The sequence below is a fragment of the Streptomyces sp. NPDC102283 genome, from assembly GCF_044766265.1.
Classification (GTDB): domain Bacteria; phylum Actinomycetota; class Actinomycetes; order Streptomycetales; family Streptomycetaceae; genus Streptomyces.
On sequence record NZ_JBIWLQ010000016.1, the window covers coordinates 117,685 to 136,440 of the forward strand.

At 72.0% G+C, this 18,756-nt stretch carries 20 protein-coding genes; 1 reads left to right on the forward strand and 19 read right to left on the reverse strand.

What is annotated here, in order from left to right; translation table 11 throughout:
• Positions 1–115: 115 nt before the first annotated feature.
• The 15 genes from dprA to ACIRJT_RS28215 form a co-directional block, all read right to left on the reverse strand.
• Entirely contained in the window at positions 116–1,228 is a 1,113-nt protein-coding gene (gene dprA / locus ACIRJT_RS28145; RefSeq protein ID WP_403914493.1) for a DNA-processing protein DprA, read from the reverse strand.
• Positions 1,229–1,404: 176 nt separating this feature from the next.
• A complete protein-coding gene (locus ACIRJT_RS28150) occupies positions 1,405–3,027 on the reverse strand; it encodes a YifB family Mg chelatase-like AAA ATPase (RefSeq protein ID WP_403914327.1) in 1,623 nt (540 codons plus the stop codon).
• Entirely contained in the window at positions 3,027–3,386 is a 360-nt protein-coding gene (locus ACIRJT_RS28155; RefSeq protein WP_403914330.1) for a YraN family protein, read from the reverse strand. Before ACIRJT_RS28155 ends, ACIRJT_RS28150 begins: the two co-directional genes overlap by 1 nt.
• A gap of 156 nt (positions 3,387–3,542) precedes the next feature.
• Entirely contained in the window at positions 3,543–3,851 is a 309-nt protein-coding gene (locus tag ACIRJT_RS28160; protein ID WP_003965949.1) for a DUF2469 domain-containing protein, read from the reverse strand.
• A 64-nt stretch (positions 3,852–3,915) separates the two neighbouring features.
• On the reverse strand, positions 3,916–4,404 hold the full coding sequence (locus tag ACIRJT_RS28165; protein WP_403914333.1) for an NUDIX hydrolase: 489 nt from the start codon (positions 4,402–4,404) through the stop codon (positions 3,916–3,918).
• Positions 4,401–5,156 (reverse strand): signal peptidase I, encoded by a 756-nt coding sequence (gene lepB, locus ACIRJT_RS28170; protein WP_403914336.1) that lies wholly within the window; start codon positions 5,154–5,156, stop codon positions 4,401–4,403. The genes ACIRJT_RS28165 and lepB (ACIRJT_RS28170) overlap by 4 nt, the downstream gene beginning before the upstream one ends.
• A gap of 50 nt (positions 5,157–5,206) precedes the next feature.
• Positions 5,207–6,121 (reverse strand): signal peptidase I, encoded by a 915-nt coding sequence (gene lepB, locus ACIRJT_RS28175; protein ID WP_403914495.1) that lies wholly within the window; start codon positions 6,119–6,121, stop codon positions 5,207–5,209.
• A complete protein-coding gene (lepB, locus tag ACIRJT_RS28180) occupies positions 6,024–7,085 on the reverse strand; it encodes a signal peptidase I (RefSeq protein ID WP_403914339.1) in 1,062 nt (353 codons plus the stop codon). Before lepB (ACIRJT_RS28180) ends, lepB (ACIRJT_RS28175) begins: the two co-directional genes overlap by 98 nt.
• Positions 7,078–7,848 (reverse strand): signal peptidase I, encoded by a 771-nt coding sequence (gene lepB / locus ACIRJT_RS28185; RefSeq protein WP_403914341.1) that lies wholly within the window; start codon positions 7,846–7,848, stop codon positions 7,078–7,080. Before lepB (ACIRJT_RS28185) ends, lepB (ACIRJT_RS28180) begins: the two co-directional genes overlap by 8 nt.
• Positions 7,849–7,914: 66 nt before the next feature.
• Entirely contained in the window at positions 7,915–8,265 is a 351-nt protein-coding gene (gene rplS / locus ACIRJT_RS28190) for a 50S ribosomal protein L19 (RefSeq protein WP_073739547.1), read from the reverse strand.
• A 130-nt stretch (positions 8,266–8,395) separates the two neighbouring features.
• A complete protein-coding gene (gene trmD, locus ACIRJT_RS28195) occupies positions 8,396–9,217 on the reverse strand; it encodes a tRNA (guanosine(37)-N1)-methyltransferase TrmD (protein WP_403914344.1) in 822 nt (273 codons plus the stop codon).
• A complete protein-coding gene (gene rimM / locus ACIRJT_RS28200; RefSeq protein ID WP_215108524.1) occupies positions 9,217–9,807 on the reverse strand; it encodes a ribosome maturation factor RimM in 591 nt (196 codons plus the stop codon). Before rimM ends, trmD begins: the two co-directional genes overlap by 1 nt.
• A gap of 121 nt (positions 9,808–9,928) precedes the next feature.
• Positions 9,929–10,168 carry an RNA-binding protein gene (locus ACIRJT_RS28205; protein WP_003965959.1) on the reverse strand — a complete coding sequence of 80 codons (240 nt, stop codon included), beginning with the start codon at positions 10,166–10,168 and terminating at the stop codon, positions 9,929–9,931.
• Between the two features lie 2 nt (positions 10,169–10,170).
• Positions 10,171–10,611, reverse strand: a complete 441-nt coding sequence (gene rpsP / locus ACIRJT_RS28210) for a 30S ribosomal protein S16 (protein ID WP_215108526.1) — start codon at positions 10,609–10,611, stop codon at positions 10,171–10,173.
• A 157-nt stretch (positions 10,612–10,768) separates the two neighbouring features.
• A complete protein-coding gene (locus ACIRJT_RS28215; protein ID WP_398063140.1) occupies positions 10,769–11,362 on the reverse strand; it encodes a hypothetical protein in 594 nt (197 codons plus the stop codon).
• Between the two features lie 452 nt (positions 11,363–11,814).
• Here ACIRJT_RS28215 and ACIRJT_RS28220 point away from each other — a divergent pair, with 452 nt between their 5' ends.
• Positions 11,815–12,699: a methyltransferase domain-containing protein gene (locus ACIRJT_RS28220; RefSeq protein ID WP_403914347.1), complete on the forward strand. Its 885-nt coding sequence runs from the start codon at positions 11,815–11,817 to the stop codon at positions 12,697–12,699.
• Positions 12,700–12,773: 74 nt separating this feature from the next.
• Here the strand turns inward: ACIRJT_RS28220 and ffh are convergent, their stop codons facing one another.
• From ffh to ACIRJT_RS28240, 4 genes are all read right to left on the reverse strand, one after another.
• Positions 12,774–14,321: a signal recognition particle protein gene (ffh, locus tag ACIRJT_RS28225; protein WP_361870918.1), complete on the reverse strand. Its 1,548-nt coding sequence runs from the start codon at positions 14,319–14,321 to the stop codon at positions 12,774–12,776.
• Between the two features lie 121 nt (positions 14,322–14,442).
• Entirely contained in the window at positions 14,443–16,902 is a 2,460-nt protein-coding gene (locus ACIRJT_RS28230) for a [protein-PII] uridylyltransferase (protein ID WP_403914351.1), read from the reverse strand.
• A 29-nt stretch (positions 16,903–16,931) separates the two neighbouring features.
• A complete protein-coding gene (locus ACIRJT_RS28235) occupies positions 16,932–17,270 on the reverse strand; it encodes a P-II family nitrogen regulator (protein ID WP_007452846.1) in 339 nt (112 codons plus the stop codon).
• Positions 17,267–18,619, reverse strand: a complete 1,353-nt coding sequence (locus tag ACIRJT_RS28240) for an ammonium transporter (RefSeq protein WP_403914354.1) — start codon at positions 18,617–18,619, stop codon at positions 17,267–17,269. Before ACIRJT_RS28240 ends, ACIRJT_RS28235 begins: the two co-directional genes overlap by 4 nt.
• Between the last annotated feature and the right edge of the window lie 137 nt (positions 18,620–18,756).

Here is an 18,756-nt window from a genome sequence, read left to right on the forward strand (position 1 = left end):
ACGCCGTCCGCGCCCGCCGGGAGCCGGGGCCGCCGCCGCGGGCGCGGGCCCTGAACAGGTCACCGATCGATCGTGCGAGGTCATCGGCCTTACCTTTTCACCCGAATGCTCCAGGTCAAGTACCGCCTCGCCGCGCGTCGTCGTCGCGTGCCGACGAATGCGTCAACCGCCAGCTGTCGCCCTCCCGTTCGACGAACCCCAGTGAGTGCAGTTCGTACAGTCGACCGAGCGTTTCATCGGCGGACGTCCCCGCGGTGCGGGCGAGGTCACGGGGGTGGGCGACACCGTGGTAAGGAAGCGCGTCGAGGACCCGCGCGGCGACCGCGTCCAGGTGGTCCCGGGGCAGCACCGGGCCGCGGCGGACCGGCGGGAGGTCACCGATGTCCCCGACCAGCTCGACGACTTCGTCCGCGTCGGTGACGAGCACGCCCTCACCGCGCAACAGCTCGTGGACCCCTGCCGACAGGCCGCTGGTGGCGGGGCCGGGCACTCCCATGGCGAAGCGGCCGAGCCGTTGCGCCTGGCGGGCGGTGACCAGCGAACCGCTGCGGTATTCGGCCTCGACCACGACCGTCCCCCTGGTCAGGGCGGCGATGACGCGGTTGCGCAGGATGAATCGGCTGCGGGTGGGGTGGGAGGTCGGGGGCAACTCGGCGACGATGAGCCCTTGTTGCGCCAGCCGCCCCAGCAACTCGGCGTGCCCGCGCGGGTAGGGGACGTCGACACCGCAGGCCAGCACCGCCGTCGTCGCTCCGCCCGCCGCCAACGCGCCGCGGTGGGCGGCCCCGTCCACCCCGAACGCCGCGCCCGACACCACCACCCAGCCCCGCTCGGCGAGCCCGGAGCCGAGGGCCGCCGCCATGTGCGCCCCGTACGGTGTGCAGGCCCTCGCGCCGACCACCGCGACCGAGCGCAGGGACCACAGCCGCAGATCGGGCCGCCCCCGCACCCAGAGCCCGACCGGCCGCGCGTCGCCCAGGTCGTCCAGCTGGCTCGGCCACTCCCGGTCCCCCGGGCAGACGAAGCGCCCGCCCACCTCGGCGACCGCGGCCAGGTCCCGCCCCGGCTCCACGGCGGCGGCACGCAGCCGGTAGCCCCCGAGCCGTACGGCGGTCATCCCGGGCAGCTTCTCGGCGGAGCCGTCCTCGACGGTGAGCCTCCGCATCAGCTCGACGGCGCCGGTCCGCCGGAGCCAGCGCCCCGCGCGCTCGTCCCCCGGCTCCAGCACCCGGGTCAGCGCGGCCCTGGCCAACCGCTCCGACTCCCCGTCCCGGCTCGGATCCCGGCCCTCCTCCTGGCCGAAGTCGCGGTCCCGGTCGTCGCCGTGGCCGAGATCGCGGGCCCGGCCTTCGTCGTGGTCGGGGACGCGGCCTTCTCCCTGCCGCCGCTCCCCCGTCAGCCCGGTCACCGCTGCCCCGTCCCCATCGGAACCCCGCGCTGGATACCCGTCCGCAGCTCCAGGGCGACCGCCACGTCGGAGGCGTCCGGGCGCTCGGCGCCCCGTAGGTCCGCCACGGTCCACGCCACCCTCAGCACCCGGTCCAGCCCCCGGGCCGTGAGGGTGCCGCGCTCCAGGTCCCGCTCCGCGGCCGCCAACGCTCCCGGGGCCACGAGCAGCCGGGTCCGCAGTTCGTGGCCCGGCACCTCGCTGTTCGTGGTCCACGGGGTGCCGGCCAGCCGTTCGGCCGCCCGCGCCCTGGCCTCCCGCACCCGTGCGGCGACGGCCGCCGTCGACTCGCCGCGGCCGCCCTGCCCCAGGAGGTCGGCGCGGTCGACCGGCTGCACCTCGACCCGCAGGTCCACCCGGTCGATGAGAGGCCCGGACAGGCGCGCCTGATAGCGGCGGACGACCGAGGGCGGGCACTCGCAGCCCGCCCCGGTGAGGGTGTGCCGACCGCAGGGGCACGGATTGGCGGCCAGCACCATCAGGAAGCGGGCCGGCAGCCGCACCACCCCGGCTGCCCGCGCGACCACCACATGGCCCGACTCCAGCGGCTGCCGCAACGCGTCGAGGGCCTTGCCCGAGAACTCGGGGGCCTCGTCCAGGAAGAGCACCCCGCGGTGGGCGAGGGACACCGCCCCGGGCCTCGGAATCCCGTTGCCACCGCCGACCAGGGACTGCATGGTCGCCGAGTGGTGCGGGGCGCAGTAGGGCGCCCGGGCGACGAGCGGTTCACCCGGGGGAAGGATGCCCGCCACGGAGTGGACCGCCGTCACTTCGAGGGATTCCTGCCGGGTCAACGGCGGCAGGATCGACGACAGCCGCTCGGCCAGCATGGTCTTGCCGGCGCCCGGCGGGCCCGAGAACAGCAGATGGTGTCCCCCGGCAGCGGCCACCTCCAGGGCCTGGCGCGGGCGCGGCTGCCCGGCGACGTCCGCCAGGTCCGGCCGGGGCCCGTCGCCCCGCCCGGCGGCCGGGGCGAGCCCCGTACCGAGGCCCGTGCCGGGGATCATCAGCCCGGCCAGCATGGCGTCGGGGCGCCCCCGGTCCTCGACCGGTTCTTCGGGCACCGGTTCGTCGCACAGGACGGCGACGAGCTGGCGCAGGCTCCGGACGCCGAGGACCGACACCCCCGGCACCAGGGCCGCCTCCCCGGCCGTCTGTTCGGGGACGACAACCTGTTCGTACCCCGCTTCGGCCGCCGCCAGGACCGCGGGCAGCACGCCCCGTACCGGACGCACCCGGCCGTCCAGGCCCAGCTCGCCGATCATCACCACGTCGGCGATCGCGGCCGGGTCGATCCGCTCCGCCGCGCCGAGGACCGCACACGCCACAGCGAGGTCGAACCCCGAACCGCTCTTCGGCACGGAGGCCGGGGAGAGGCCGACCGTGAGCTTCTTCTGCGGCCACTCGCCACCGGAGTTGACCACGGCGGCCCGCACCCGGTCCCTGCTCTCGATCAGGCTCTTGTCCGGCAGTCCGACCAGGGTGAAGGCCGCCACGCCCGGCTCCAGATCGGCCTGGACCTCCACCACCACGCCCTCGACGCCGACCAGCGCCACGGAACACGCTCGCGCGAAGCCCATCAGGACAGCCCCCGGGCGTGCTCCGTGACCGGGGCTCCGCGCCGGGGCACGATCACCCCGATCAGGTCGATGCGGACCCCGCCGGGCGGTGGCCCGCCGTGCCGGTCGAGCCAGATCTCGGCAAGCCGTCGCAGCCGGTCCGCCTTGACCGGGCCGACCGCCGCCATGGGGTGCTCGAACCCCGGCGACCTGCGCGTCTTCACCTCGCAGAAGACCAGGGCGTCGCCGTCCCTGGCCACGATGTCGATCTCTCCGGCGCGACAGCGCCAGTTGCGCTCGACCACCGCCATTCCGGCTTCGGCCAGCAGCCGCGCCGCCAGGTCCTCGCCGTACCGCCCGAGTGCCCCCCGTGCGTTCATATCGGCACCACCTCCGGCACCGACTGTGCCCCGGCCCGCACCAAGATGTGGATCTTGGTGGACAACTCCGCGGATGTGGAAAACCCGGCCACCCACACGGGTGACCGGGTCGTTCCTGCGACGCGCGTATCGGGGCCCGGCACCGGGCGGCGCGGGTCAGCCTCCCGGAAGTTCCAGATCGCTCTTGTTGAGCTCTTCGATGTTGACGTCCTTGAAGGTCAGCACGCGGACCTGCTTGACGAACCTCGCGGGCCGGTACATGTCCCAGACCCAGGCGTCCGCCATGGACACCTCGAAGAAGACCTCACCCTGGACGGAGTGCACCTGCATCTCGTAGTCGTTGGTGAGGTAGAAGCGCCGTTCGGTCTCGATCACATATTTGAACAGACCGACGACATCGCGGTACTCCCGGTAGAGCTTCAGCTCCATCTCGGTCTCGTACTTCTCGAGGTCCTCGGCGCTCATGGCATGTTTCCCCTTCAGCCGTGCGTGCCCCCATTGTGCGTCAGCCTCCGGCGCCCCTGGACGATTAGACGATTTCGGGGGCCAGAACCAGCGGATCGCACGGGGGACCCTCGTCGAGAAGCGTGCGGAGCAGCTCGGCGAGTCTGGTCGGGTACACCGTCTCACGCGTCGCGAGCAGTTCGGCGGAAGTCCACCACCTCAGACCGGCGACGCTGCGCAGTTCCAGGTCGGTGAGGCCCTGCGGGGCCGTCGCGGTCCGCGTCGTACGGGCCAGGTAGTACCACTCGTCCTGGTTCCAGCGCCGCCCGTCGAACGGGAAGGAGCAGATCCGGGTCCACAGCAGCGGGCCGAGCTCGATGTCGGTGATCCCGGTCTCCTCGGCGAGCTCGCGGCGGGCCGCCTGCTCCCGGGTCTCGTCGCCCTCCAGGCCGCCGCCCGGGGTGAACCACCAGGTGTCGGCCGGGTCGTCCGGCTCATGGCCGTGCAGTAGCAGGACGCGGTCGTCGGGGTCCAGGAGGACCACCCGGGCGACCCTGCGGGCCCCGGAGATCACCGGCCCCCTCCGGCGGGCGTCCTTTGGCGGGCGAGCCGCGCCGCCACGGGCCCGTACACCGCGCCGCCGAGGATCAGTGCGACGCCCACCAGGATCGCGCCGAGCTGGAACGGCAGCGGCCCGGCGGCGGACACCCCGCCGGGCAGCGCGGCGAACGAGGAGGGCCGGTCGATCATGCCGTCCATCGGCCAGGCCACCGCGTCCACCCGGGCCTGCACGGCGCTCAGCGGCACGGAGCCCTCGTCGGCGTCCTGGAGGTGGACCCGGGAGTCCAGGGAGGCGGTCCGTTCGTCGCCGAGCAGGAATATCCGGCCGTCGGGCACGGTGGCGGAGAAGTCCTGGGGCGAGGCCGGCGCCTTCGTGCCCGGTGCGGCCGGTCCCCGGTCGAGGTAGGGCTCGTCGACGGGTGTTCCGTTGACGGTGAGCCGTCCCTCCCGGTCGCAGCAGGCCACCTTGTCGCCGCCGACCCCGACGACGCGCTTCACCATCGGTGTGGCGCCCCAGAGCTGGTCGGTGAAGACCACCACGTCACCGCGCCGGACATCGGCGCCGTCTATCCGCTCGGCCAGCACCCGGTCGCCGGGCTGCACCGTGGGGGCCATCGAGTCGGTCGGGACCGTGTAGGGCTGGTAGACCACCGCCGCCCAGACGAAACCGCCGAGGAAGAGCACACAGCCGACGGCCACGGCCAAGCCCGACACCATGGCGCCGAGCCGGCCGCGGCCGTCTTCCTTGCGTCCTGTACCGCTCATCCCAGCGCTCCCCCGTCGGAGATCGACAATCGCTGATCCGAGTCGGCACCCTACCCGGCGGTACGCCCGGCGGTACGCCCGGCGGTCAGCCTCCGGCGGCGCCACAGTACGAGGGGCACCGCTCCGGCTACGCCCAGTGCCGCCGGCGCCATCGCGGCGGCCGCGTTCAGACCGGGCTGGTCGAAGGTGTCCGGGACCGGGAGGGTGGACCAGCGGCCCAGCGGCCAGGCGACGACGACGGCACGGCCGACGACCTCGTCCGTGGAGACCGTGCCCTGTCCCGGGAGCTCCTGGTGGTAGCGCGAGTCCAGGGAGTTCTGCCGGTGGTCGCCCATGACGAAGATCCGGCCGTCCGGCACCTCGATCGGGCCGAAGGGCTTGTCGTTGCACGGGGTGTTCCCGGGGAAGATGAACGACTTCTCGTCCAGGCTCTTCCCGTTGACCGTGACCGGGCCGTTCTCCTTGCACTCCACGGTGTCGCCGCCGACCGCGATGACCCGCTTGATCAGGTCCTTCTCCTCGGAGGAGGGCATCAGACCGATGAAGCTCAGGAACTTCTGCACCGCGTTGGGCTCCGGAGTCACGGTGTCCTCCAGCCAGCCGCCCGGGTCGTGGAAGACCACGACCTCGCCGCGCTCCGGCTCAGAGCCGAACCACGGGGTCAGTTTGTCGACCAGCACCCGGTCACCGCGTTGCAGAGTGTTCTGCATGGAATCCGAGGGGATCGAGAACGCCTGGACCAGGAACGTCTTGATCAGCAGCGCCAGAACGAGCGCGATACCGACCAGCAGCGGCAGCTCCAGCCAGAAGGAACGTTGTCTCCTGGCCGGCCTGCCGCCGTCGCCGTCGCCGCCCGGGGTGTCGCCCTCACCCTCCGGCGGGGCCGCCGCCCCGCCCGCGGGAGACTCGTCGCGCTCCGGCCGGTCCTCGGGTTCGTCGTGTCCGGATCGTGCGCCGACCGCCAAATCCCCCACATCCACTCCTCAATACGTGCCACTGCCCGCGCCCGATCCGGTGCAGGCTCACCACTCCCATAACGAGCGGGAGTTCCGCAGGGGTCGGGAGCCGGACCATTCCATAGGGATCCGGAGGTGCCAGACTATTCGACGGGGCCGAAGCCGCCGCCTTTGATGCGCGCGCGTCCGGGACCGCCCCGAAGACGTCGCGTTGTTCCAGGGTGCTCCAGTGGCCGAACGGCCAGGCGATCACGACGGCCCGCCCCACCACCTCCTTCTCGGAGACCGTGCCCCGGTCCGGTTCGTCGAGGTGGAAGCGAGAGTCGGCGGAGTCGGACCGATGGTCCCCCATCATGAACAACCGCCCCTCGGGAACCTTCACCTCGAACGAGATGGTGGAGGGCCGGTCGTCGGGGTGGAGGTACGTCTCGGCCAGCGGTACGCCGTTGACCGTGACCCGGCCGTCCTCACCGCAGCACTTCACGGTGTCGCCGCCGACCGCGATGACCCGCTTGATCAGGTCCTGCTCGTCGTCGGACGGCAGCAGCCCGATGAAGGTCAGCAGCTCGGTGACCTGCTTGACGCCGATCGGCGGGTCCTTCTTCTCCTCGGGGCTCTCCTGCTGGAGCCATCCGCCGGGGTCCTTGAACACCACGACGTCGCCGCGCTGCGGCTTCGATCCGAACCACGGGGTCAGCTTGTCCACGAGCACCCGGTCGCCGATCCGGATGGTCTGTTCCATCGACCCGGACGGGATGACGAACGCCTGCACCAGGAACGTCTTCAGGACGAGCGCGATCAGCAGCGCCACGACGACGAGGACCGGTATCTCCCTCACGGCGGACCCACGACGCCTGCGCCGGACCTTCTTGGCGAGCCGGCGGCGTTCCGCCCGGGTGGGCAGCGAGCGCGGCCCGGTGGGCAGGGACGCGTCGGAATCGGGTGCGCCGCGCGGACGCCCGCGGTTACCCATGCGCCGCGCCGGGCGCCCGTACGCCGTCGAAGGCGCCGGTACCCGCCGGCGAACCCGTCCGGGCGGGCGGCCAGCCCAGCCAGTCCACCCGTCCGGTCACCCGCTCGACGGGGACCATCCCGCCCCCGGGCGATCCGAGATGGTCCCGGGAGTCGCTGGAGCGGCTGCGGTGGTCGCCCATCATCCACAGGGTGCCCGCGGGCACCACGATGTCGAAGGGCACCCGGGAGGCGGTGTCACCCGGGTACAGGTACGGCTCGTCCACCGTCACGTCGTTGACCGCGAGCCTTCCCCGCGCGTCGCAGCAGACGACGCGGTCGCCGCCCACACCCACCACGCGCTTCACGAAGTCGGTGTCGGCGGGCTCCGCGAGCCCCAGGGAGGAGGCCGCCCCGCGCGCCAGCCCGGTCAGCGGGTTCGCGTCGAGGTTCTCCCGGACGAACGAGCCGGTGCCGTCGAAGACCACCACGTCGCCGCGCTCGGGCTCGGCGCCGAAACGGTAGGCCAGTTTGTTGACGAGAACCCGGTCACCGACCTTCAGCGTGGGCTCCATCGAGCGGCTGGGGATCAGGAACGGCTGGACCACGTAGGAGCTGAACAGCAGCAGGAGGACAGCGGCCAGGACCACCCCGGTGAGCACCCGCCGCCAGGACAGGACGGTGACGACACGGTCCCGTACACGCGAAAAGCGCGACCTCTCCCCGGACCCCGCGTCGGGTTCCGAGGAGCGGTCGCGCTCCGAATGCTGTGCTTGGGTGTCCATCGCGGCCGAAGCTTATCCGGCCCTGCTGTGGACGGGTCACCCCCAGGGGGACGACCGGGCGGCGACTCAGCGGTCGCGCTTCTCCTTGATCTTCGCGGCCTTGCCGCGCAGCTCACGGAGGAAGTACAGCTTGGCGCGACGGACGTCACCGCGGGTGACGAGCTCGATCTTCTCGAAGATCGGGCTGTGCACCGGGAAGGTGCGCTCGACGCCGACGCTGAAGGAGACCTTGCGGACCGTGAAGGTCTCGCCGACGCCCGAGCCCTGGCGGCGGATGACGATGCCCTTGAACTGCTGGATACGGGAGCGGTTGCCCTCGATCACGCGCACGTGAACGTTGACGGTGTCACCGGGGCGGAACGCCGGAAGGTCCGAACGGAGGGTGGCGGCGTTGACGCCATCGAGCAGGGAAGTCATGGTTTCTGCTTTCTTCGCCGATGCCACAGGTCATCGACGGAATGTCGTGGAAGAGTTCGGAGTGCTGATCGCGTCGGGCGGGCGTCTTTCCCCCTGTGGCAGGGGCGCACACCGGACGTACAGCAGCGGCCTATTCTTCCACGGCGGTGGGCCTGCGCCAAAATCGGCCGCCGGGCTCCGGTGCGAAGCCGAGGATGGAGAGGATCTCGCGGTCCTTCTTGTCGAAGGCGCTCGCCTCGCACCGCTCGATCAGGTCGGGCCGGTTGAGTGCCGTGCGGGCGAAGGCCTGGTCCCGCCGCCAGCGGGCGATCCTGCCGTGGTGGCCGCTGAGCAGGACGTCCGGGATGGAGCGGCCGCGCCACTCGGGCGGCTTGGTGAAGACGGGGCCCTCCAGGAGGTTGGCCATCGCGCCGGGTGCGAAGGAGTCGTCCCGGTGGGACTCGGCGTTACCGAGGACACCGGGCAGCAGCCGGGCCACGGCCTCCGTGATCACCAGGACGGCCGCTTCCCCGCCGGCCAGCACATAGTCCCCGATGGAGACCTCGACGACCCGCAGCCGGGTGGCGTACTCGTCGATCACCCGGCGGTCGATGCCCTCGTACCGGGCCGGGGTGAAGACGAGCCAGGGCCCGGCGGAGAGTTCGACGGCCAGTTCCTGGGTGAACGGCCGGCCGCTGGGCGTGGGCACGACGAGCACCGGGGAGTGCGCCCCGGCCTCGTAGCCGTCGGCCAGGGCCTCGTCGAGCGCCTCGCCCCAGGGCTCGGTCTTCATGACCATGCCGGGGCCGCCACCGTAGGGGGTGTCGTCCACCGTGTTGTGCCGGTCGTACGTCCACTCCCGCAGGTCGTGGACGTGGACGTCCAGCACACCGCGGGCGCGGGCCTTGCCGACGAGGGAGACGTTCAGCGGTTCCAGGTACTCCGGGAAGATCGTGACGACGTCGAGCCGCATCAGGCGTCGCCCTTCGGCGCCTCGTCCGCGTCCCCGGCGGCCTCTTCCTCTTCATCGCGCGAGGAGGCGACCACGGCCTCGCTCTCGTCGATGAGGCCGGGCGGCGGGGTGATCACCGCGCGCTGCTCCTCCAGGTCGATCTCGGTGACGATCTCCTCCACGAAGGGGATCATCACCTCGCTGCCGTCGGGGCGCTCCACGATGAACAGGTCCTGCGAGGGCAGGTGGGAGACCTCGGTGATCCGGCCGATCGCGGTGCCGTCGGCGAGCACCACGTCGAGGTCGATCAGCTGGTGGTCGTAGAACTCGTCCTCGTCCTCGGGGAGCTCCTCCGGGTCCACCTCGGCGATCAGCAGGGTGTTGCGCAGCGCCTCGGCGCCGGTGCGGTCGCGCACCCCTTCGAAGCGCAGCAGGAGCCTGCCGCTGTGGACCCGGCCCGTCTCGATCGTCAGCGGACCGGTCGCCGCCGGTTCGGTGGCCAGGACGGCGCCGGGGCCGAGCCGCAGCTCCGGCTCGTCCGTTCGTACCTCGACGGTGACCTCGCCCTTGATGCCGTGGGCGCGGCCGATCCGCGCGACTACCAACTGCACGCTGTTCTCCGATTGGTGGGGTGGGGACGTCGACCTGTCGGAAACGTCCGGGTGGCCGACGACAAAGGCCGGGGACGGCCCGAAGGCCCTCCCCGGCCCTGGCCGGTGTTCAACTCGCTTATCAGCGAACCTGGTCCACATCGACGAGGTCGACGCGGATCCCACGGCCGCCGATGGCACCCACGACCGTGCGCAGAGCGCGAGCGGTGCGGCCGTTACGGCCGATCACCTTGCCGAGGTCGTCGGGGTGGACCCGGACCTCCAGCACGCGCCCGCGACGCAGGGTGCGCTCGGCAACCTGTACGTCGTCGGGGTTGTCGACGATGCCCTTCACGAGGTGCTCGAGAGCCTCCTCGAGCATGCTCAGGCCTCGGTCGACTCGGTGGACGCGGGGGCCTCAGCCGCCTCGTCCGCCTTCTTGTCGGACTTCTTGGCCTTGGGGGTGATGGCCTCACCCTTGGCCTCGTCGCCGTCCGAGGACAGCGCCTCGAACAGCGCGCGCTTGTCAGCCTTGGGCTCCGGCTGCAGCAGCGGCGCGGGGGCCGGGAGGCCCTTGTGGGCCTGCCAGTCACCGGTGAGCTTCAGGATCGCGAGGACCGGCTCGGTCGGCTGGGCGCCGACGGACAGCCAGTACTGCGCGCGCTCTGCGTTGACCTCGATGCGCGAGGGGTTCTGCACCGGGTGGTACAGGCCGATCTCCTCGATGGCCCGGCCATCACGGCGGGTACGGGAGTCGGCGACGACGATGCGGTAGTGAGGCGAACGGATCTTGCCCAGACGCTTCAGCTTGATCTTGACTGCCACGGAAGTGGTGTCTCCTGGTCTATGACGTGGTTGGGCACAACTAGATGCCACGTGGGGTTGCGGTACTCGGAGTGCCCGATGGACGCGTCAGCCGGAGGAGAGAGGGGTCCTGTGCGACTGTCGAGTACAGCTAGCCATTGTGCCACACCACATCGGCTCACCCCACCGCGACCGCCGCTTCCGGAATCCGGAACGGCTTGCCGCAGCCGCCGCAGACGATCGGCGCCTGTGCCAGGACCGACGGGACGACGCGGACGTTGCGTCCGCAGTCGCAGACGGCCTTGACCCGCACACCGCCTCCGGAGGAACCGTGCCGGGCGGCAGGTCCGCGGAAGGAGCGCTTGGTGTCGGCGGCGGTGGCGACGGTGTGCGCTTTGAGGGCGCGCTGCAGCCGTTCGGTGGTCGGACGGTACCGGCGCTTGGCTTCCGGAACCAGTGTGACCAGCGAGAATCCGCTGCTGGGGTGGGGTTCCTCGGCATGATCGAGGCCCAGCTCCTCGGCGATCGCGAGGAAGCGTCGGTTGTGGTAGCGGCCGGCGCGGGAGGTGTCTCGGACTCCTCTCGCGGCGGCGATGCCGTGGACTGCCTCATGGAGCAGTCGCTCGAAGGAGAGCTCGGCGCCACAGGCGGACGAGGACTCTCCGATCAGGGACTCGGGCGCGGCAAGATCGGGCAGCTCGGGGTGGTACCGCTGAATGTCGGCCCACGCCTGTGCCAGCTCTGCGGCAAGTACAGGTGGTGTCGTGCTCACGTCGTGACAACGAGCCCGAGGGCCCCGGTGTTCCTATTCCGGGGCATCCCAAATAATTTGCACGTACCAGTCAGTTGCCCTTGATGCGTCCGGACGAGGGCGGGTGCGCAGAACTGCGGAGAAGACGCACAGCTCACACCAAGGTGGTGCACAGCGTGCGGTACGCCCGGAGCTGCGGATGTGAGGTGCGCGGGCGGCCCGCGCTCCTGACGAATCCGCCGGAGAGACTACCCGCCCCTCCTCTCGACGTGCCCGGCGCGGGGTGTCGGGTAAGACTGGACGGAGAGCAGACGTGGGAAGGGGCGCACGGACGGGGCACGCAAGCACTGCTCCACAACCCCTGGACGGAACGGCGGATGCGCAGTTCTCTGGCTACGGGGGTGCGGAACACACGCACACGGGGGACGTCCACTCGGGCACGACCGACCTCTTGGCGGATTGGGGCACTTTCCATGACACCAACGCTCGTCCGGAACCAGCCGGCCGCGGATGCCTCCGCACCGGCGGACGCCGGTACCCGCGCACGCGACTGGGCCGAGATCCAGGAACGCATGCTCGCGCCGCTGTACGAGGCGGTGTACAACCGGATGGAAGTCGGGGCCGCCACCCGGATGCTGTCCCTCGGTTGCGGCTCGGGCCTCGCGATGCTCGTCGCGGCGGCCCGGGGGGCGCATGTCACGGGTGTGGACTCCGACCGGGAGCGCCTGGCGCTGGCCCGGGCGCGGCTGCTGCCCGACGCCGACTGGGACGACGCGCCCGCGCACTCCCCGCATCCGGCCCGCCGTCGGGCCCGACTGCTGGAGGACGGGCGGCCCGCGCCCGCCGGCGCGGACGGCGCCCCGTACAACCTGATCACGGTCTTCGAGCCGATCGGCTGTGCGGCCGGGGACTCCGAGGGGCTGGTCCCGGCGCTGCGGTCGGCCGTGCCGCTGGCGGTCAGGGGCGCCTCGGTGGTGCTGACCGGATGGGGGCCGCCGGAGCGCTGCGCGACGGCCGCCGTGCTGCGGGTGGCCGCGCGGCTCGCGGAGTCGGCGCGTCCGCCGCGTACCGACCCGGACAGGTGGCGGCCCACGCTCCGGGACGATCTGGAGGACGTGGCGGCGCGGGCCGGGCTGAAGCCGGACGGTTCGGGGCGGGTGTCCTGCCCGTTCGGCTACGCGGACGTGAACAGCGCGGTGCGCGGCCTGCTGTCCACCGGGCTCTTCGACGCCGCCGTACGGGCCACGGACCGCTCCCAGGTGGAGAAGGAGGTCGCGGAGGCCCTGCATCCGCACCGGCGGCAGGACGGCACGGTGTGGATGCCGAACGTCTTCCGCTATCTGGTCTGCGTGACCTGAGCCAACGGGGAGCACGACACGCGTAAGGGGCGCCCTTGAGAAAGGGCGCCCCTTACGCGTGTGCTCGGCTCGCGTTACATGAACTTCTTGAACTCGTCCGGCAGCTCGAAGTTCTTGTCCTCCTGGGCGGGCAGACCGAACGCGCCGCCCTGGGCCGCCTGCTCGCGGCGTTCGGCGGCGGCGGCCTCCTCGGCCTTGCGCTTCATGGGGTTGCCGCTCTTGCGCTTGCCCTTGGCCTGCTTGACCTGCTTCTTCTGACGGCCGGGGCCGCCGCCCATGCCGGGCATGCCCGGCATCCCGGGCATGCCGCCGCCCTGGGCCATCTTCGACATCATCTTGCGGGCCTCGAAGAAGCGCTCCACCAGGCTCTTGACCGCCGAGACCTCGACGCCCGAACCCTTGGCGATACGGGCGCGGCGCGAGCCGTTGATAAGCGTCGGCTCGGCGCGCTCCTTGGGGGTCATCGACTTGATGATCGCGGCGGTGCGGTCGATGTCGCGCTCGTCGATGTTGTTGATCTGGTCCTTGATCTGCCCCATGCCGGGCAGCATCCCGAGCAGCTTGGAGATGGAGCCCATCTTGCGGACCTGCTCCATCTGGGCCAGGAAGTCGTCGAGGGTGAAGTCCTTGCCACCCTTGCTCGACTGGAGCTTCGAGGCCATTTTGGCGGCCTCTTCCTGGCTGAACGTCTTCTCCGCCTGCTCGATCAGGGTGAGCAGGTCACCCATGTCGAGGATGCGGGAGGCCATCCGGTCCGGGTGGAACGCGTCGAAGTCCTCCAGCTTCTCGCCGTTCGACGCGAACATGACCTGCTTGCCCGTGACGTGGGCGATCGACAGGGCCGCGCCGCCGCGGGCGTCGCCGTCGAGCTTGGAGAGCACCACGCCGTCGAAGCCGACGCCGTCGCGGAAGGCCTCGGCGGTGTTGACCGCGTCCTGGCCGATCATCGCGTCGACGACGAAGAGGATCTCGTCGGGGCTGACGGCGTCGCGGATGTCCGCGGCCTGCCGCATCAGCTCCTGGTCGATGCCGAGGCGTCCTGCGGTGTCGACGATGACGATGTCGTGGACCTTGGCCTTGGCGAACTCGATGGAGTCCTTGGCGACCTGGACCGGGTCGCCGACGCCGTTGCCCGGCTCGGGGGCGTACACCGCGACGCCGGCGCGCTCGGCGACGACGCTGAGCTGGTTGACGGCGTTGGGGCGCTGGAGGTCGCAGGCGACGAGCAGCGGGGAGTGGCCCTGGCTCTTGAGCCAGAGGCCGAGCTTTCCGGCCAGTGTCGTCTTACCGGCGCCCTGGAGGCCGGCGAGCATGATCACGGTGGGCGCGGTCTTGGCGAACCGCAGTCGTCGGGTCTCGCCGCCGAGGATGGAGACGAGCTCCTCGTTGACGATCTTGACGACCTGCTGGGCGGGGTTCAGCGCCTGGGAGACCTCGACGCCGCGCGCCCGCTCCTTCACATTGGCGATGAAGGCCCGGACCACGGGCAGGGCGACATCGGCTTCCAGCAGGGCGATACGGATCTCGCGTGCCGTGGCGTCGATGTCCGCCTCGGACAAGCGGCCCTTGCCCCTGAGGTTCTTGAAAGTCGCGCTAAGGCGGTCGGAGAGAGTATCGAACACGGCGCTCGTCGGTCCTCAGGGTCGGGGGCGGGGCAGGTCGGTCGCCCTCCAGGGTATCCGTCCCCCGGGGAACGCCAAGCCCGCGCCCGGAACCTGCCGGACGAGGGCCGGTCGTACACGGTCAGCCCAGCGCCTTCTCGACCTCCCGGGCGATCTCGTCGGCCCGGTCCGGGGACAGCGGTTCGCCGTCGGTCCCGGTGACGTAGAAGGCGTCCACGGCGTTGGCGCCGAGGGTGGAGACGTGGGCGCTGCGCACCCGTACCGCGCTCTGTTCCAGGGCCCGGCCGATCCGGTGCAACAGGCCCGGGGCGTCCTGGGCGCGGACCTCGATGACGGTGGCGCGGCGGGAGCCGGCGGCGGCCACGGTCACCCGGGGCGGCGGAGCCTTCACACCGCGCCGACGCGGGTAGGCGGCTTCGCGCTCGGCGAGGCGGGCCCGGATGTCCAGGGAGCCGTCGAGGGCGCGTACGAGGTCGGCGCGGAGGCGGGCGACCTGCGGGAGGGAGCCGTACTCGGCGGCGACCCGCCAGCTGAGCAGCAGCAGGTCCGCCCGCTCCCCCAGCTCGTTGGGCAGCTCCACCGCGCGCAGCTCGGCGGCGCGCACGGTGAGGCGGTGCAGGGCGAGGACTCCGGCGGCGGCGGGCAGGACGCCGGGGCGGTCGGGCAGGGCGATGAGGAGTTCGACGCCTACGGGTTCCACTTCGCCGTCCCCGGCGGGTTCCTCGGGCCGGGTGTGCAGGGCGAGGACGGGTTCGCCGGTACGCAGGGCCTCGATGGCGAGGCGTTCGTGCTCGGCGCTGGGCACGGCCTCCTCGGGCTCCTCGGGGGCCTGACCGGCGAGGACGGCGGCGACGCGTCGGACGAGGTCGGTCACGAGGGAGGCGCGCCAGGAGCTCCAGGCGGCGGGGCCGGTGGCCAGCGCGTCGGCCTCGGTGAGGGCGTGCAGCAGTTCCAGGGTGGAGGCGCTGGAGACGGCGGCGGCCACCGACCGCACGGTGGCGGGGTCGTCGAGGTCGCGTCGGGTGGCGGTCTCGACGAGCAGCAGATGGTGGCGTACGAGGGTGGCGATGACGCCCACGTCGTGCTTGTCGAAGCCGATCCGGGTGGCCATGTCCCGGGCGATGACCTCGCCGGCCACGGAGTGGTCGCCGGGCCAGCCCTTGCCGATGTCGTGCAGGAGGGCCGCGACCAGGAGGAGGTCGGGGCGGTGGACGCGGCGGGTGAGGGAGGCGGCGCGGACGGCGGTCTCCACGAGGTGCCGGTCGACGGTCCAGGTGTGGACGGCGTTGCGCTGGGGGCGGCAGTGGACGCGTTCCCAGTCGGGCAGCAGCCGGGTGACGATCCCCTCCGCTTCGAGCGCCTCCCAGACGCCGACGGTGGCCTCTCCCGCGCCGAGCAGGGTGACGAGTTCCTCGCGGGCCTCGGGGGGCCAGGGCACCGGCAGCGGCTGGGCGGTGGCCGCCAGGTGGCGGACGAGGTGGCGGGAGAGCGGGAGTCCGGCCTCGGCGGCGGCAGCGGCGGCGCGCAGGGTCAGGACCGGGTCGCGTTCGGGGCGGGCGGTGCGGGCGAGGACCACTTCGCCGTCCGCGTCCACCACACCGTCGGCGAGCGGGGTGCGCTCGGGGGCGGCCCTGGAGCCGAGCCCGCCGCTGAGCAGGGCGCGGAGCTTCGGGCGGGCGGAGCGGGCGCGCAGCACCCGGTTGACCTCGCGCCAGGTGACGTCGGTGGCGTACGAGACGGTGCGGGCGGCCTCGTAGACCTTGCGGAGCAGGGTGTCGGCGTCGAGGAGGCCGAGGGCCTGGGCGACCTGGTCCTGTTCCTGGAGGGCGAGGCGGTCGGTGGCGCGCCCGGTGGTGAGGTGGAGGGCGTCGCGGGCGTCCAGGAGGGTGCGGCGGGCCTCGGTGAGGCCTTCGCGGGGGGCGTCGGCGACCCAGGAGGCGGCGACGGCGCGCAGGGCGGTGGCGTCGCGGAGGCCGCCGCGGGCCTCCTTGAGGTCGGGTTCCAGGAGGAACTGGAGCTCGCCCGTCCGCTCGGCGCGCTCCTGGCAGAGCTCGTGGAGGGCGGGGAGGCGTTTGGGGGCCTGGTTGCGCCAGTCGGCGAGGATCGCGGTGCGCAGGGAGGCGACGAGGCCGAGGTCGCCGGCGACGGGGCGGGCGTCCAGCAGGCCGAGCTGGACCTTGAGGTCCTCGCCCGCGGTCCTCCTGGCCTCGCCGGGGGTGCGCACCGAGTGGTCGAGGGCCAGGCCCAGGTCCCAGACCGGGTACCAGATGGAGTCGGCGAGGGCGGCGAGGGCCGCCGCGTCGGCGCTGCCGTCGTGCAGGAGGAGCAGGTCGAGGTCGCTGCGCGGGGAGAGCTCGCCGCGGCCGTAGCCGCCGACGGCGACGAGGGCCGCGCCGCGCACCCCGGCGCGTGGAGCGGCGGCGGTGAACAGGCCGGTGAGCCAGTCGTCGGTGAGGCGGGCGAGGGCCGCACGGCGCGGCGGCCCGGACCGCGCCTCCTGCTGGAGGAGGCGCAGCCGGGCCGCCGCGTAGCCGCTGGGTCCCGAGCCTTCGGTTTCGGTGGTCACTTCGGTACTCGTCACCCAGCTGCCTTCCGTTTGCGGGCCGTCGGTCAGAGGGCGTCCGGGCCGCGTTCGCCGGTCCGGACGCGGACGGCGGTCTCGACCGGAACGCTCCAGACCTTCCCGTCACCGATCTTGCCGGTACGGGCGGCCTTGACGACGACCTCGATGAGCTGTTCGGAGTCCTCGTCCTCGACGAGGACCTCGATGCGGATCTTGGGGACCAGGTCGACGGTGTACTCGGCGCCCCGGTAGACCTCGGTGTGGCCGCGCTGCCGCCCGTAGCCGCTGGCTTCCGTGACGGTCAGCCCCTGGACGCCGAAGGCCTGGAGGGCCTCCTTGATCTCGTCCAGCCGGTGGGGCTTCACGACCGCGGTGATGAGCTTCATGCGTCCACCTTCTTTGCCTTCGGTGCTGCCGTCGGGTCCGTCGCGGGGGCGGTGGTGCGGGAGACCGTGCCGCCGCCGGCGCCACTGAAGTCGTACGCCGTCTCGGCGTGCTCGACCTGGTCGATGCCGGAGATCTCGTCGTCCTCGGAGACCCGCATCCCCATCGTCCGATCGAGCAGGAGGGCGATGAGGGCGGAGACGACCAGAGAGTACGCGAGGACGGCGACGACGCCGATGGCCTGCTTGCCGAGCTGTTCGAGGCCGCCGCCGTAGAAGAGACCCTTGGCATCGGACTGGACGCCGCCGGTGGCGAAGAAGCCGACCAGGATGGAGCCGATGATGCCGCCGACGAGGTGGACGCCGACGACGTCCAGGGAGTCGTCGTAGCCGAACCTGTACTTCAGGCCGACCGCCATGGCGCACAGGACACCGGCGATCGCGCCGACGGCGATCGCGCCGAGCGGGCTGACGGAGCCGCCCGCCGGGGTGATGGCGACGAGTCCGGCGACGGCGCCGGAGGCGGCGCCCAGGGTGGTGAAGGAGCCGTGGCGCAGCTTCTCGTAGACGAGCCAGCCGAGAACGGCCGCGGCGGTGGCGACCTGGGTGTTCAGGAACATGACCGCGCCGACGCCGTCGTCGTTGCCGAGCCAGGATCCGGCGTTGAAGCCGAACCAGCCGAACCACAGGAGGGCCGCGCCGAGCATGACGAGCGGCAGGCTGTGCGGCCGCATCGGGTCCTTCTTGAAGCCGACGCGCTTGCCGATGACCAGGATGACGCCGAGGGCGGCGGCACCGGCGTTGATGTGGACGGCCGTACCGCCGGCGAAGTCGATGACGCCCATCTCGAAGAGCCAGCCGCCGGCGCCCCAGACCCAGTGGGCGACGGGGAAGTAGACGACGGTGACCCACAGGACGATGAACACCGCCCAGGCCGTGAACTTCACCCGGTCGGCGAGGGCGCCGCTGATCAGGGCCGGGGTGAGGACGGCGAACATCAGCTGGAAGACGGCGAAGACGTAGACCGGGATGGTGTAGCCGTCCCAGAGTTCGGTGACGCCGATGTCGCTGAGGCCGACGTAGCCGGAGCTCCAGCCGATGACCGAGCCGACGTCGGTGCCGAAGGCGAGGCTGAATCCGTAGAGCACCCACAGGACCGTGACGATCCCGAGGCTGATGAAGCTCATCATCAGCATGTTGAGGGTGCTCTTGACGCGGACCATGCCTCCGTAGAAGAAGGCCAGGCCGGGGGTCATGAGCATCACCAGGGCCGAGCAGATGAGCATGAACCCGGTGTTGGCGGCAGACAGCTCGGGGGCGTCTGCGGCAAGCGTCGTGATGCCTGGGGGCATCGGCGTCTCCTCGTCGTCGGTGCGGCCGCGGCGTGCGGGGGAATGCTGCGGGACCACTGGGAAGGTGCGGGCCGGCTGATGGGTCGGGTGCGGGCCGGTTATGAGCCACGAGGTTGGCCGAGCGCCGTTTCCGGGGA

Coding starts and splice junctions, on each gene's coding strand:
- ACIRJT_RS28150 (WP_403914327.1), bottom strand. CDS start 3,027: ATGGGCTTCGCGCGAGCGTGTTCCGTGGCGCTGGTCGGCGTCGAGGGC.
- ACIRJT_RS28155 (WP_403914330.1), bottom strand. CDS start 3,386: ATGAACGCACGGGGGGCACTCGGGCGGTACGGCGAGGACCTGGCGGCG.
- ACIRJT_RS28160 (WP_003965949.1), bottom strand. CDS start 3,851: ATGAGCGCCGAGGACCTCGAGAAGTACGAGACCGAGATGGAGCTGAAG.
- lepB (WP_403914336.1), bottom strand. CDS start 5,156: ATGAGCGGTACAGGACGCAAGGAAGACGGCCGCGGCCGGCTCGGCGCC.
- lepB (WP_403914339.1), bottom strand. CDS start 7,085: ATGGGTAACCGCGGGCGTCCGCGCGGCGCACCCGATTCCGACGCGTCC.
- lepB (WP_403914341.1), bottom strand. CDS start 7,848: ATGGACACCCAAGCACAGCATTCGGAGCGCGACCGCTCCTCGGAACCC.
- rplS (WP_073739547.1), bottom strand. CDS start 8,265: ATGACTTCCCTGCTCGATGGCGTCAACGCCGCCACCCTCCGTTCGGAC.
- trmD (WP_403914344.1), bottom strand. CDS start 9,217: ATGCGGCTCGACGTCGTCACGATCTTCCCGGAGTACCTGGAACCGCTG.
- ACIRJT_RS28205 (WP_003965959.1), bottom strand. CDS start 10,168: ATGCTCGAGGAGGCTCTCGAGCACCTCGTGAAGGGCATCGTCGACAAC.
- ACIRJT_RS28220 (WP_403914347.1), top strand. CDS start 11,815: ATGACACCAACGCTCGTCCGGAACCAGCCGGCCGCGGATGCCTCCGCA.
- ACIRJT_RS28235 (WP_007452846.1), bottom strand. CDS start 17,270: ATGAAGCTCATCACCGCGGTCGTGAAGCCCCACCGGCTGGACGAGATC.
- ACIRJT_RS28240 (WP_403914354.1), bottom strand. CDS start 18,619: ATGCCCCCAGGCATCACGACGCTTGCCGCAGACGCCCCCGAGCTGTCT.